Consider the following 14,470-nt stretch of genomic DNA (forward strand, 5'->3'; position numbering starts at 1 on the left):
GCTTGCGGGCGCCGCCCTCGACAGGCGCGACCTGTGGGTCCTGCTACAGCGGGAGATGCGGCACCTCGGCGGTGAGGAACGTGCCCGTGCCCCGGCCGGACCCCTCCCGGTGAGGCTGTCATCTCAATCGGTCGGGCTGCCGTTCTCCAGGGATGCCGTCGTCCCGGTCTCCAGTGCTCGCACACAGGCGGCGACCCGCCGGGCCAGTCGCGGGTGCGCCAGCGATTCCACCTGCGCCGGTGCGACGAACGCCCACCCGGCCAGTTCCTCTTCCGGCACCCGGATCGCGGAGATCTCGTCCGGGGTGAGGACTCCGCCGTCGTACACGATGGCCAACCCATCGGGCCACTTGGGCCGGGAGGGTATCCAGTCCACCGCCAGCAGCCGTCCCACCGGACGGTCCAGACCGAGTTCCTCGGCCACCTCCCTTCGGCAGGCGGCCTGCGGGGACTCGTCGGCCTCGATCGCCCCGCCGGGAACCTCCCAGGTCGGCTTGTAGGTCGGCTTCACCAGCAGCACCGAGCCCGACTCGTCCCGCAGGATCGCTCCGGCGCCCATCCATTTGCGCGCGAGTGAGGCCACATACTGATCAACCGGCAACACCGGCGACCCGCCTGAAGTCATGGACGCGACGGTAGCGGGAAGACCTGCCGCCGGTCCGTCGAACGCGCTTTCGGCGCTTTCGCCTGTCCGGTCCCGGCTGCCGGTTCGACAGTGAGAGATAGTGGCGGCGGGGGTAACCGGCGCGACGGGAGTCGGGAGAATGATCAGCGGCAACCGTTACCGATCGCCGCTAAGTCGTGACGTGTCAGGCGGGCAGGCCGAGGGTGCGGGCCTGGCAGCGCATGGTGTGGTCGAAGGCCGCGGCGCGCTCCAGGATCGCGTTGTTGAACTGGCCGAACAACTCGAAGCTGATCCAGCCGAACAGGCCGGTCCAGGTGATCAGGCTGCGGACGATCACGTCGTCGGGGACGTCGGGTATCAGCTCGCGCAGCCGTGCGGCGTCCTCGCGGAAGGACGGCGGGACGGGCGGGTGATCGCCTGGCGGGTTCAGGGTTCCGGCCCGGTGGGCGTCGGAGACGATCCGGCCGTAGACGACGGTGTCGCGGATCGCGGCGGGGACGGTGTCCTGCGGAGCCTGGTAGCCGGGGACGGGGGAGCCGTACAGCAGGGCGTACTCGTGCGGGTGGGCCAGTGCCCAGTCCCGTACGGCGTGGCAGACCGCCATCCACCTGCCCGCGTGGTCGGTGTGCGGGACGGCCGCGTCGGCGTTCTCCACGGCCTCGCCGAGGGCGTTGTAGCCGTCGATGATCAGGGCCGTGAGCAGGTCGTCCTTGGAGGGGAAGTAGCGGTAGATCGCGGAGGAGGCCATGCCCATCTCGCGGGCGACCGCGCGCAGGGACAGGCCGCTCGCGCCGTCGACGGCCAGCTGCCTGCGGGCGACGTCGGCGATCTCGCGGGTCAGCTCGGCCCTGACCCTTTCGCGTGCGGTGAGGCTCGAACTCATGCCCCGACCATATCAGAGCACTGAAAAGAAACGAGAGCACTGCTCTTGACGAACAACGCTCTTTAACGAGAGCATTGCTCTCAGAACGGAGCGGCAATCTCTTAGGAGCCCCCATGATCTCCCTGGCTAAGAACACCAACCTGCTCGTCATGTTCCTGCTGGAGCTGGGCGTGCTGGCCTCGGTCGGTTACTGGGGTTTCGTCACCGGTTCGAACTGGCCGGTGAAGCTGCTCCTCGGCCTCGGCGGCCCCGCGCTGTTCATCGTGGCCTGGGCGATCTTCGGCGCGGCCAACGGCGCGACGATCCCGCTCACCGGTCTCGCCCGCGCCGTCCTGGAGATGCTCTGGTTCGGCGGCGGCGCCGCGGCGCTGGTCATGGCCGGCCGTGTCGTCCCCGGGATCGCCTTCGCCGCACTCTTCGTCGTCAATGCCGCGCTGCGGCTCCTCTGGAACCAGTGAAGGAAGAACCATCATGGCCAAGCACGTCATCGCGGGAGCCGGTCAGGTCGGCTCCGAGGTCGCCCGGTTGCTGGCCGGGCAGGGACACGAGGTGGTCCTGGTCAGCCGCTCGGGCTCGGGACCCGAGCTGCCGGGCATCCGCAGGGTCGCCGCCGACGCGGGCGACCGCACGGAGCTGACCGCCCTGACCAGGGGCGCCGCCGTCCTCTACAACTGCGTCAACCCGCCCTACCACCGGTGGGCGCGGGACTGGCCGCCGCTCGCCGCGTCGCTGCTGGGAGCCGCCGAGGACACCGGCGCCGGATACGTCATCCTCGGCAACCTCTACGTCTACGCCGCTCCCACCAGGCCGATGCGGGAGAGTGACCCGCTGACCCCGCCCAGCGCCAAGGGCGAGATACGGGTCCGGCTGTGGCAGGAGGCCCTGGCCGCGCACGAGGCGGGCCGGGTCCGGGTGACCGAGGTACGCGGATCCGACTTCTTCGGTCCCGGCTGCCTGGACCAGTCGCACCTGGGGGAGAGGCTCGTGCCCAAGCTGCTGGCGGGCAGGACCGTTCGCGTCGTCGGCGACCCCGCACAGCCGCACAGCTGGACCTACGTGCCCGATGTCGCGCGGGCCCTGGTCGCGGCGGGAGAGGGCGAGCGCGCCTGGGGCCGAGCCTGGCACATCCCGACGAACGAGCCGATGACGGTGCGCGAGGTCGCCGCGCGGCTGTGCGCGCTCGCCGGAATCCCCGACCCGGGGGTCAAGGCCATGCCGCACTGGCTGCTACGCGCCGCCGGGACCTTCTCCCCGATGCTCGGCGAGATGGAGGAGCTGCGCTACCAGTTCGTCCGGCCCTTCGTCCTGGACTCGGATGACTTCCAGGAGGCCTTCGGCATCGCGCCGACCCCGATGGACGAGGCGCTGGCCGCGACGATCGCGTGGTGGCGCGACCGTCTGGCCGCGGCGGCGTAGGGACCGGTCGGACGCCGTACGGCGGGTGCGCCGGCCCGGGGGGGCGCGACGTACGCGCCGGAAAAGCGCGCGTCGTAGGCTCTCAGCATGAAGATCGCTGTCATCGGCCTCGGGGACATCGCGCAGAAGGCCTACCTGCCCGTCCTCGGCGCGACCCCCGGCCTGGACCTGCACCTGTGCACCCGCGACCGTGCCACGCTCGACCGCCTCGGTGACGCCTACCGGGTCGAACGCCGGCTCTCCTCGGTGGACGAGGTGCTCGGCGCGGGGGTCGAGGCGGCCTTCGTGCATGTCGCGACGGAGGCGCACGTGAAGGTCGTCGAGCCGCTGCTGCGGGCCGGCGTCCACGTCTACCTGGACAAGCCGATCGCCTACACCCTCGCCGAGGCCGAGCGCCTGGTGCGGCTGGCGCGGGAGAGCGAGCGGTCGCTGCTCGTCGGTTTCAACCGCCGTAGGGCGCCGTCCTACGCCGCTCTGCGCGATCTTCCCCGCGATCTGGTGGTGATGCAGAAGCACCGTGCGCGCCATCCGGAGAACCCGCGGGCCGTCGTCTACGACGATTTCATTCACGTCGTGGACACGCTCAGGTTCCTGGTGCCGGGCGAGGTCGAGCACACCGTCGTCCGCACCCGGGTCAGGGCGGGACTGCTGGAGCACGTGACGCTGGAGCTCTCCGGGGACGGCTTCACCGCCTTCGGGATCATGAACAGGGTGGGCGGCCTGGCGGAGGAGAGCGTGGAGGTCATGGGCGGCGGCGCCAAGCGCCGGGTGGTCAACATGGCCGATGTGACCGACCACGCCGGCGCCGAGACCCTGACCAGGCGGGGCGACTGGACCCCGGTCTCCCGGCAGCGGGGCATCGAGCAGGTCTGCCTGGAGTTCCTCGACGCGGTCCGCTCCGGCATCGTCGTCGACGCCGCCGACGCCCTGGCCACCCATGCGATCTGTGAGGAAATCGTCGCCGCCGCGGCCCGGTAGCGCGTGACGGGATACGGTTTCAGGATCAGAGCCCGCGCGAGCGGTGCGCCTCGGCGACCCGGCCGACGCCGATCACGTGGGCGGCCTGGCGCAGGGTGATCCCGCACTCGGCCGAGACCGCCGCGACCGTGTCGAACGCGTTCTCCACGAGGCCGCGGAGCCTCGCGTCCACCTCGCGCGCGCTCCAGGAACGCGCCTGCGCCTCCTGCAGCCACTCCAGGTAGGAGACGATCACACCGCCCGCGTTGGCCAGGATGTCGGGGACCACCGTGATGCCCGCGTCGGCGAGGACGCGGTCCGCCCCGGGCGTGGTGGGGCAGCTGGCACCCTCCACGATCAGGCCGGCTCTGATCCGGGGGGCGTTCTGCTCGGTGATCGCCCCCTCCAGGGCCGCGGGAACGAGCACGTCCACATCGAGTTCCAGCAGGTCGTCGTGGGACAGCGGGTCCGCCTCGCGGTAGCCGCGCACTCCACCGGTCTCCTTCGACCACGCCCGCAGGCGGTCGACGTCCAGGCCCGAACGGTTGACCACGGCCCCGGTGCTGTCGGAGACCGCGACCACGAGAGCGCCCGCGTCGGCGAGGTGGCGCGCGGCGGGGGCGCCGACCTTGCCGAAGCCCTGGATCGCGACGGTACGGCCCTCGGGGGAGCCGCAGATGGCCCTGAGCGTGGCGAACCGCACGCCGCGTGCGGTGGCCTCGGCCCGCTCCGGCGCGCCGCCGGAGGTCGATCCGCCGGTCATCACGCCGGGCACCGGGTAGCCCGCGTTCACCGAGTAGGTGTCCACGATCCAGGCCATGGTCCGCCTGTCGGCGCCGACCTCGGGGGCCGGGACGTCCCGCTCGGGGCCGACGATCGGCAGCACCTCGTTGACGTAGCGGCGGGTGACCCGCTCCAGCTCCAGGGTGCTCAGCGAGGCGGGGTCCACCGAGACGCCGCCCTGGGCGCCCCCGTACGGGATGCCGGCCAGCGCGCACTTCCACGTCATCCCCATGGCCAGCGCGGTGACCTCGTGGACGTCGGTGCGGGGGTGGAAACGGATGCCGCCCTTCGCCGGGCCACGGGTGATGTTGTGCTGCACCCGGAAACCCTGCACGACGTCCATCCGGCCGTCCTCGCGGCGGACCGGAACCGACACGGTGAGTGAGCGGCGGGGAGTGGCGAGCATGGCGCGCAGGCTGTCGTCCAGGTCCAGCCGGTCGGCCGCCTGGTCGAGCTGGAAGAGCGCGGTGTCGAGGGCCTGACGGCCAGGGCTGACGGGAGCGGTGGTGGCCGGCGTCGTCGACGGCACCGTGAGCGTCCTCAAGGGAAACCTCCGTACGGTGAGCGGGGCGCCTTTGCTCCGCCCGGGGCAGCTGGTCACGATCAGAGTAGGTGCGCTTTTTTGCCTGCGGGGACGGGCAGTGTTTCGTTCTCGTGACCGCTCCGAGGCCTGGTCGCGCCACCGCGACCGGATGGTGCATTGTTATCTGTCCGCGTCTCTGGGCAATCTGGGAGGAAGGTACGGATCTGGTGGGCTCCGGTAAAGGATTCCTGCCGTCGTGCGGTGACTGAGGGGATGAACGTGCCGGAACTTGTGGTCGGACCGATGTTGCGTTACGTCGACGAGACGAGCGCGTCGGTATGGCTGGAGACGAGCGAGCCGTGCGAGGTGACGGTCGAGGTCGGTGGCGTGAGCTCGCAGGCCAGGACGTTCACGGTGCACGGTCACCACTACGCGATCGTGGACGTGGCGGGCGGCGGGACCTACCAGGTGCGCCTGGACACCGAGACCGTGTGGCCGCTGCCCGACCAGCCGCCCAGCCGTATCCGCCTGCTCGGCCCCGACGGGCCGGACCGGGTGATGTTCGGCTCCTGCCGGACCAGCGTGCCGCACGACCCCCTGCACACGATCTCCCATGGGGTGGACATGCTGCGCGCGTACGGCTGCACCCTGATGGAGGCGCCCGAGGACCGCTGGCCCGACCTGCTGCTGCTCCTCGGCGACCAGGTCTACGCCGACGAGCCCTCCGCCGAGATGCTGGAGTTCATCGGAAACCGCAGGGACAGCGAGCCGAAGAAGGAGATCGCCGACTTCGAGGAGTACGCCGAGCTGTACCGCCTGGCGTGGACCGACCCGGAGATCCGCTGGATCCTCTCCACGGTGCCCACCGCGATGATCTTCGATGACCACGACCTGCGCGACGACTTCAACACCTCCAGCACCTGGCGCGAGCAGATGGAGCACGTCCCGTGGTGGCGGCACCGGGTGATCTCCGGGATCGGCGCCTACTGGGTCTACCAGCATCTGGGCAACCTGTCGCCGGCGGAGCGCGCCGCCGACGAACTGCTCAGCAAGGTGTACGCGGCCGAGGGGGACGGCGGGGAGGTGCTCGACGCGTTCGCCGAGCACGCCTACGACGTACCCGCCGACAGCCGGTGGAGCTACGCCCGCGACCTCGGCGACACCCGCCTGATCATGCTGGACTCCCGTTGCTCCCGCCGGCTCACCCCGAAAGACCGGCGCATGATCGACCCGGTGGAGTGGGAGTGGCTCACCGAGCAGCTCCAGCGGGACGGCGCGAAGCGCTACGTGATCGGCTCCTCGGTGCCGTTCCTGCTTCCCGCGGGCATCCACCACATCCAGAACTGGAACGAGGCGCTGGCGCAGGGGGCCTGGGGCGCCAGGGTGGCCCGCTGGTCGGAGGCGCTGCGCCAGGGGCTGGACCTGGAGCACTGGGCGGCCTTCCGGCGCTCCTTCGAGGACCTGTCCAGGCTGCTGGCAGGGCTGGGCAGGCCGGTGATCATACTCTCCGGAGACGTGCACTACTCCTATGTCTCGAAGGCGCACGGGCTCCCCATCTACCAGCTGGTCTGCTCGCCGATCCGTAACCCGCTGAGCCGCACGCTCCGCCTGGCCAACATCGTCGCCCAGTTCGGTGTCGCCAGCCTGATCGGACGCTCGCTCTCCCGCCTGGTCAAGATCCCCAAGGCGCCCTTCAGGTGGCGGATCACCAACGGCCCCTGGTTCTCCAACGCGGTGGCGGTGCTGTCCCTGGACACCGCCCCCACCTCGGTCCGCTGGGACACCGCCACCGGAACCGACGTCTCGGAGATCACCACGGTGGAGCTGAAGGGGATCTAGCGAAGCGCCTCCGTTCCCCGTGCCAAGAGGTCCGGGGCGCGCCGCGGTTCTCCGGTCGACGTCCGGCCAGAGAACCGGGGCATTCTTCTCGCGCGCCCGGAAAGTTATGGAACGCACCCACCTGGGAAGTTGTGGAAATCGCTTACCGAGAGCCGCAAGCATGCGCGTATGGATCGCAAAAAGATCGTTGACATCGAGCGTCACCCGGTTTTACATGGTGATCATCAGCGCTGATTTGCCCCTTTTCTACCAGGTGACACAGCTTTGGGCTGCCGTCATCCCTTTTTCTGGTGAGGCGCATGTCAACGTTACGGGGCCTGGCGGCCGTACTGGCCGTCGGGGTTATCGCTACGGGGTTAACGGTCGCGATCGATGTCCATGAAGGGGCTCCGAGGGCGGTCGCGTCCTCGGCGGAGCCGGTGGCTCCGACAGATGAGCAGGCCGGCAGGATCGCCCGCGAGACGGGCCGCAGCACGGAGATCCTCGCCAAGCGGGGGGAGAGCAGGGAGGTCTTCGCCAACCCCGACGGTTCCTTCACCGCGGTGGAGCACCTGCGCCCGGTCAGGGTCCGGCAGGACAGCTCCTGGGTGGCGCCGGACGTCACCCTGATCCGCAGGCCCGACGGGTCCATCGGGCCCCGGGCCTCCACCGTCGATCTGACCCTCTCCGGTGGAGGGGACGAGCCCATGGTGCGGATGGCTCGCGCCGGCCGGGAGATGTCGCTGAAGTGGCCGGGGAAACTGCCGGAACCTGAACTGCAGGGCGACTCGGCCGTCTACCGGTCGGTGCTCAAGGACGTCGACCTGGTCGTCCGGGCCGACACCGACGGGTTCGCGCACACGCTCGTCGTCAAGACCAGGGAGGCGGCGGAGAACGGAGCCCTCGCCCGGCTCGGCTTCGACCTGGGCGGGACCGAGCTGGCGGTGCGCGCGGAGACGGACGGGCAACTGCGAGCCGTCGACACCGGGGGAGGAGGCGCGGTCTTCGAGGCCCCGTCGGCGATCATGTGGGACTCCGGCACGCAGGCCGGGACCGCGTCGGCCGGGACGGAGAGGCGCGCGGCGGCCGAGCCGCAGGAGGACCTCGCCAGGGGCCCCGCACCGACCTCGAAGGTGGCCGACGTCGGAGCCGCCGTCGAGGACGGATCACTCACCCTCACTCCCGAGGCCGCGCTGCTGACGGCTCCCGACACGCGCTTTCCCGTCTACATCGACCCGGTGTGGAAGACGGTCAAGGCCTCTGCCTGGGGATACGTCTCCCGCACCTACCCGAGCACGTCGTACTACAAGTTCGGCGGCAAGGCCGACTCCGGCATGGGCTACTGCTCGGGCGACTCCAAGTGCGCGCCCTCGGACGTGAAGCGCATCTTCTACCGGATGCCCACCAGCGCCTACGCGGGCAAGTACATCATCTCCGCGGAGTTCGTCGCCAAGGAGACCTGGTCCTACTCCTGCGACGGCCGCACCGTGCAGCTCTGGCGGACCAAGGGGTTCGTCGAGGGCTCGACCTGGAACTCCACCAAGGACAACTGGCTCGAACACCTCGACACCCGGGACGTGGCGAAGGGCTGGTCCTCCAGTTGCCCGGGTGGCGACGTGGAGTTCAACGCGACCGCGGCGGTCAAGGACGCCGCGGCGGGCAAGTGGTCGACCACCACGTTCGGCCTCAAGGCCGGGTACGAGACCGACCCGTACGGATGGAAGCGGTTCGCCGACGACGCCTGGCTCCGGGTCAACTACAACACCCCGCCGCCTCAGCCGAAGATGGCCAACCTGACGATGGACCCGGGAGGCAAGTGCGTCTACTCCCCGGCCCCGGCGGTGCGGGTGCCCCCGACGCTGTCGGCGGTGCTGCACGACTCCGACTCCGCCGACGCCAAGAAGGTGTACGCCGAGTTCCAGGCCAGCTGGGACGGCGCGACGAAGTGGACCTCCGGCAGGATCGGCCCCAAGACCACGGGATCGACGTTCCAGGTCAAGATGCCCTCGACGATCCCCGAGAAGAAGACGATCGGCTGGTCCGTACGCACCTGGGACGGCTACCAGTACAGCCCGTGGAGCTACGCGGGCGACGCGACCGGCTGCTACTACACCTATGACAAGAGCGTGCCGGCCGCTCCGGTGCTGACCTCGACCGCCTATCCCGCGTCGGACCCGGAGAACGAGCTCGACCCGTGGTACGACGGGGTGGGCCGCTACGGAGCCTTCACCGCCGACTCCGCCTCCACCGACGTCGTCAAGTACTGGTTCGGGATCAACGGCAACCCCACGCAGGCCAACGAGCGCAAGCCCAGCACCAACGGCGGGCCGGTGACGATCGACATCGCGCCCGAGCACGCGGGGCTGAACTACATCACGGTCCAGGCCTTCGACGCGGCCGGCAACGCCAGCGAGATCGGCCGCCACGCCTTCAGGGTCAAGGCCGGAGCACCGGCGAAGGCCGAATGGCCGCTGGACGAGCCCATCGACTCCCCGCAGGTCACGGACATCGGGGGAACCTTCCCCGCCACCGTCACCGGTGGCGTCACGCTGGGCGTGGACGGCGTCTCGAAGAGCGCCGCGCAGTTCAACGGCGTCAACGGGTACGCCAGGACCACCGCCCCGGTGGTGAACACCACCACGAGCTTCGCGGTGTCGGCGTGGGCGCGGCTCCCGGAGGTCAAACCCACCCACGCGGGGATCATCGCCACCCAGACCGCGACGGTGAAACCGGCGTTCGAGCTGTACTACTCCTCCTCCTACGATCGGTGGATCTTCAACCGGTTCAGCGCGAACAACGCCACCGCCACGCTCGCCCGGGCGCAGTCCACCTCCGCGCCACAGGGCGGGGAGTGGGCGCACCTGGTCGGCGTGTACGACTCGGTCGCCAAGCACATCAGGCTCTACGTCAACGGCAAGCTGGCCTCGACCACGGCGTTCACCACGCCGTGGAACGCCACCGGGCCGGTGCAGCTCGGCGCGGGTTCCTACGACGGCGTGGCCGGGTCGTTCTTCCCCGGTGAGATCGACGATCTGCGGATCTTCGACCGGATCGTCACCCCGGAGGAGGTCGGCAACCTCTTCAGCCAGCACCCGGTGGTGAACGCCCGCTGGAAGCTGAACGACTCGGCCTCGGCGGTCCGGGCGAGCAAGGCGTACTGGAAGCTGGACGAGGCGGCGGGCGCGACCCGGGCCGAGGAGGCGGGCGGCGTCCACCCCGCGAGCAAGGTCGGCACCGTCACCTTCGGCACGACCGGGAAGTCCGGCAAGGCCGTCACCCTCAACGGCACGACCGGGTACCTGAAGACCACCGGAGCCGTGCTCGACACCACCAAGAGCTTCTCGGTGTCGGCCTGGGCGAGGCTCCCCGCCACCAAACCCACCCATGCGGGGATCATCGCCACCCAGACCGCGACGGTGAAACCGGCGTTCGAGCTGTACTACTCCTCCTCCTACGATCGGTGGATCTTCAACCGGTTCAGCGCGAACAACGCCTCCGCCACGATCATCCGGGCGCAGTCCACCTCGGTGCCACAGGGTGGGGTGTGGACGCACCTGACCGGAACCTATGACGCGGCCACCAAGCAGATCAGGCTCTACGTCAACGGCAAGCTGGCCTCGACCACGGCGTTCACCACGCCGTGGAACGCCACCGGGCCGGTGCAGCTCGGCGCGGGTTCCTACGACGGCGCGGCGGGATCGTTCTTCCCCGGTGAGATCGACGACCTGCGGATCTTCGACCAGGTCGTCACCGACTCCGAGATCGCCACGCTGGCCTCGGGTTCCCCGCTGACCATCGCGGCCGACGACGGCACCGCGGGCCGTCACGTCACCCTGTACGGCAACGCCCGCATCGACCAGGGCGCGGGCTGGGTCGGCACCCCGCCGGGCGCACTGGTCCTGGACGGCGACGGTGACTACGCGGCCAGCGCCGGCCCCGTGGTGCGCACGGACGACAGCTTCACCGTCGCCGGCTGGGTGACCAGCGCGGGCCGTCCCGGCCGGACGGCGGCGGTCTTCAGCCAGGAGGGCGCGGTCAACAGCGCCTTCACCCTCCGCTACCGGCCGGACCCGGCGGACCCGGCCAACGCGGGCGGCTACCAGATCGAGATGCCGGACTCCGACGCCACGGGAGCCGCGCGCCCCACCACGGAGCACTCGGCCTTCCAGTCCAGCTTCGAGTGGGACCACGTGGCGATCGCCTACGACGCACTCCAGGACGAGATGCGGCTCTACGTCAACGGGGAGCTGGAGCAGACCGAGGAGCAGGTGTCCTGGCGGTTCAACGTGCTGGGTTTCAACGCCACGAAGGGGTTGCAGCTCGGCCGGACCAAGGGCGACGGCGCCTGGGGCGAGTACTGGCCCGGCGTGATCGACGACGTGTGGGCCTTCCAGGGGGTCGCCACACAGGAGCAGATCCAGATGCTGGCCGCGGGCAACGAGCTCGACACCGAGACCGGCCCCTGACCTGAGAAGGGGGGCGCGGGCCACGGTTCGCGATCCCCCTTCCACCCCCATTTCCTGAGGTGCCCCGGCCGCCGCGTGCGGCGGCCGGTGGCCTGCGCCTGTGCGGAGGATGTTCATGAAGGGGTTATACGAATCGGGTACCCGGCGATGGCTGGCCGTGTTCACGGCACTGGTCACCGCCGCGGGCCTGCTGGTGGCGCCGCCGGCGCACGCCGCGGTCGGGCCGGACGGAGAGCGTCCCGAGGTCGAGAGCGCCGAGCGCGTGGTACCCGGCAGGGCGGAGACGGTGAGACCGCGCAAGCCCGACCCCGCAGCGGCCGAGCCCGACCCGGCCCCGAAGGGCTGGCCGGAGCCGGGCGTGACCGAGGCGAGGATACCGGCGAGCGGGGAGGCGGTCCGTGCCGGGAACCTGCCGGTCCGGGTACGCGCTCCCCAGTCACGGGCCAGGGGGGCGGCGCCCCCCGTGGAAGAGGTGAAAGTCCAGGTCCTGGAACGGGCGGCGGCGCGGCGCGCCGGCGTGGACGGGGTCGTGCTGACCGTGGGCGGCCTCGGGACCGGCCAGGTCGGCGTCGAGCTGGACTACTCCGGGTTCGCCGGGAGTTTCGGCGGGTCCTACGGCAGCCGCCTGCGCCTGGTCCGGCTGCCGGCCTGCGCGCTGACCACCCCTGACGCGCCGGAGTGCCGTACCGGCACCGAGGTCCCCTCGCGCAACGACACCGAGGCGAGAACGCTGTCGGCCGAGGTGACGGCCGCACCGCAGGCGACGGTGCTCGCCGCGGTGGCGGGGGAGTCCAGTGACAAGGGCGACTACAAGGCGACGGCGCTGTCGGCCTCGTCGACCTGGGCGGTCTCCGAGCAGTCGGGCGACTTCGCCTGGTCGTACCCGATGCGGGTGCCCCCCGTCCCCGGCGAGCTCGCGCCCAAGGTGGAGATCGGCTACTCCTCGGGCGCGATGGACGGCCGCACGTCCAACACCAACAACCAGCCGTCCTGGGTGGGAGAGGGCTTCGACTACTGGCCCGGCTACATCCAGCGCGGTTACAAGCCGTGTGCCGACGACGGCGCTCCCAAGGACGAGTGGGGCACTCCGCCGGGCGACCAGTGCTGGGCCTACGAGAACGCCACGCTCAGCTGGAACGGCAAGGGCGGCGAGCTGGTCCAGGCCGCGGACGGCACCTGGCGGATGAAGAACGACGACGGCACGCGCATCGAGCGGGTCAAGGACACCGGGAAGGCCAACGGCGACAACGACGGCGAGTACTGGAAGCTGACCACCACCGAGGGCGTGCAGTACTTCTTCGGCCTGAACCGCCTGCCCGGCTGGAGCACCGGCAAGGAGGAGACGAAGTCGACGTGGACCCACCCGGTCTTCGGCGACGACGACGGCGAGCCCTGCCACGGCTCCACGTTCGCCACCTCCTGGTGCCAGCAGGCCTACCGGTGGAACCTCGACTACGTCGTGGACCCGCGGGGCAACGCCATCTCCTACTTCTACACGCAGGAGGGCAACCACTACGGCCGCAACCTCAAGCCCGCCGACGACACCCCCTACGTGCGGGGCGGCTGGCTGGACCGGATCGACTACGGCCAGCGCGCCGGCACCCTGTTCTCGGCGAAGCCGTCGGCCCGGGTGGTCTTCGGCGTCTCGGAGCGCTGCCTGTCGGCGACCGCCGCCGACTGCGCGACGGACAAGATCGGTGACAACCCGACCAGGTGGCCGGACGTGCCCTGGGACCTGAACTGCGCCGCCGGCACCGAGTGCAAGGGCACCCACGGCACGCTGGCGCCCACCTTCTGGTCGCGCAAGCGGCTGACCAAGGTCACCACCCAGGTGCTGAAGGCCGACGGAGCCTACCGGGACATCGACTCCTGGAAACTGGACCACCTGTGGGGCGACGCCGACATCGACAGGGCCCTGCTGGTCAAGTCGATCCAGCACACCGGCCACGCGGCGTCCCCGGCCGTCACGCTGCCCCCGGTGACGTTCAACCACGTCCAGCTGCCCAACCGGGTGGACAAACTGGGCGATGACATCGCGCCGTTCATCAAGTACAGGGTCGGGGCGATCTACGACGAGTCCGGCGGCCAGATCGACGTCAACTACTCCGACGCCGACTGCACGCTGTCCTCGCTGCCGACGCCGGAGACCAACACCCGGCGCTGCTTCCCGGTCAAGTGGACACCGGCCGGCTATGCCGACCCGATCCGGGACTGGTTCCACAAGTACGTGGTCACCCAGGTCGTGCAGAGTGACAGGACCGGCAAGGCGCCGGACATGCTCACCGCCTACGAGTATCTCGACGGTGCCGCCTGGCACTACGACGATGACGACGGCATGACCAAGGAGAAGTACAAGACCTGGTCGCAGTGGCGCGGCTACGGCCGGGTGCGGGTCAAGACGGGAGGATGGAACGACCTGCGCTCCCAGAACGAACGCCTGTTCCTGAGGGGCATGGACGGTGACCGGCTCAACGCCGACGGCGGGACCAGGAAGGTCTCCGTCGCCGACGGCGAGGGTGGCGAGCACGTCGACCACGAGGCGCTGCAGGGCTTCGAGCTGAAGAGGACGGAGTACGAGGGGGTCGGCGGCGCGGTGGCCGTCAAGACGGTCAACACCCCGTGGCGGCAGCAGACCGCCAGCCGTACCAGGAGCTGGGGGACGGTCACCGCCAACCTGACGGACGTCGCCAAGAGCCACACCTGGACCGCCATGGACGGAGGGAAGTGGCGGGAGACCGAGACCGTGACCTCCTACGACCCCGCCACGGGCCTCGCCACCCAGGTCGACGACAAGGGCGACCTGGCCACGGCGGCCGACGACCGGTGTGTCAGGACCACGTACGCGCAGGACAAGACCGCCTGGATGCTGAAGTTCCCCTCGCGGGTGGAGAGCCTCTCGGTGGCCTGCTCGGTCACGCCCGACCGGTCCAAACACGTGATCGAGGACGGGCGCTCCTTCTACGACAACGGGGCCTTCGGCGCGGCGCCGACCAGGGGAGA

Annotated in this window: 8 protein-coding genes and 1 pseudogene; 6 read left to right on the top strand and 3 right to left on the bottom strand. The window is 70.3% G+C overall.

What is annotated here, in order from left to right; translation table 11 throughout:
- Positions 1-123 precede the first annotated feature (123 nt).
- Together ABZ260_RS31400 and ABZ260_RS31405 are read right to left on the bottom strand one after the other, a co-directional pair.
- Positions 124-582 (bottom strand): NUDIX hydrolase, encoded by a 459-nt coding sequence (locus ABZ260_RS31400; RefSeq protein WP_350964855.1) that lies wholly within the window; start codon positions 580-582, stop codon positions 124-126.
- Positions 583-808: 226 nt separating this feature from the next.
- A complete protein-coding gene (locus tag ABZ260_RS31405) occupies positions 809-1,507 on the bottom strand; it encodes a TetR/AcrR family transcriptional regulator (RefSeq protein ID WP_355625052.1) in 699 nt (232 codons plus the stop codon).
- Between the two features lie 113 nt (positions 1,508-1,620).
- Here ABZ260_RS31405 and ABZ260_RS31410 point away from each other — a divergent pair, with 113 nt between their 5' ends.
- The 3 genes from ABZ260_RS31410 (at position 1,621) to ABZ260_RS31420 (ending at position 3,901) form a co-directional block, all read left to right on the top strand.
- Positions 1,621-1,965, top strand: coding sequence for a YrdB family protein (locus tag ABZ260_RS31410; RefSeq protein ID WP_355625054.1), 345 nt, complete (start codon positions 1,621-1,623; stop codon positions 1,963-1,965).
- A gap of 13 nt (positions 1,966-1,978) precedes the next feature.
- Complete coding sequence (locus ABZ260_RS31415) at positions 1,979-2,923, top strand: NAD-dependent epimerase/dehydratase family protein (RefSeq protein WP_355625056.1); 945 nt, start codon at positions 1,979-1,981, stop codon at positions 2,921-2,923.
- 87 nt (positions 2,924-3,010) lie between these two features.
- The gene (locus ABZ260_RS31420; protein WP_355625058.1) at positions 3,011-3,901 is read left to right on the top strand and encodes a Gfo/Idh/MocA family oxidoreductase; all 891 of its coding nucleotides are present in this window, start codon (positions 3,011-3,013) and stop codon (positions 3,899-3,901) included.
- Positions 3,902-3,926: 25 nt separating this feature from the next.
- Here ABZ260_RS31420 and ABZ260_RS31425 read toward each other — a convergent pair whose 3' ends face one another.
- Complete coding sequence (locus ABZ260_RS31425; RefSeq protein WP_355625060.1) at positions 3,927-5,207, bottom strand: Glu/Leu/Phe/Val dehydrogenase; 1,281 nt, start codon at positions 5,205-5,207, stop codon at positions 3,927-3,929.
- 258 nt (positions 5,208-5,465) lie between these two features.
- Between ABZ260_RS31425 and ABZ260_RS31430 the strand changes: the two genes are divergently transcribed.
- The 3 genes and pseudogenes from ABZ260_RS31430 to ABZ260_RS31440 all read left to right on the top strand — a co-directional run.
- Positions 5,466-7,025, top strand: a complete 1,560-nt coding sequence (locus tag ABZ260_RS31430) for an alkaline phosphatase D family protein (protein WP_355625062.1) — start codon at positions 5,466-5,468, stop codon at positions 7,023-7,025.
- Positions 7,026-7,444: 419 nt separating this feature from the next.
- Complete coding sequence (locus tag ABZ260_RS31435; RefSeq protein ID WP_355625064.1) at positions 7,445-11,470, top strand: LamG domain-containing protein; 4,026 nt, start codon at positions 7,445-7,447, stop codon at positions 11,468-11,470.
- Between the two features lie 115 nt (positions 11,471-11,585).
- A pseudogene (locus ABZ260_RS31440) lies at positions 11,586-14,470 on the top strand (type IV secretion protein Rhs); the annotation flags it as partial.

It is taken from the genome of Streptosporangium sp. NPDC006013, assembly GCF_040614275.1.
Lineage (GTDB): Bacteria > Actinomycetota > Actinomycetes > Streptosporangiales > Streptosporangiaceae > Streptosporangium.

Coding starts and splice junctions, on each gene's coding strand:
- ABZ260_RS31405 (WP_355625052.1), bottom strand. CDS start 1,507: ATGAGTTCGAGCCTCACCGCACGCGAAAGGGTCAGGGCCGAGCTGACC.
- ABZ260_RS31410 (WP_355625054.1), top strand. CDS start 1,621: ATGATCTCCCTGGCTAAGAACACCAACCTGCTCGTCATGTTCCTGCTG.
- ABZ260_RS31415 (WP_355625056.1), top strand. CDS start 1,979: ATGGCCAAGCACGTCATCGCGGGAGCCGGTCAGGTCGGCTCCGAGGTC.
- ABZ260_RS31420 (WP_355625058.1), top strand. CDS start 3,011: ATGAAGATCGCTGTCATCGGCCTCGGGGACATCGCGCAGAAGGCCTAC.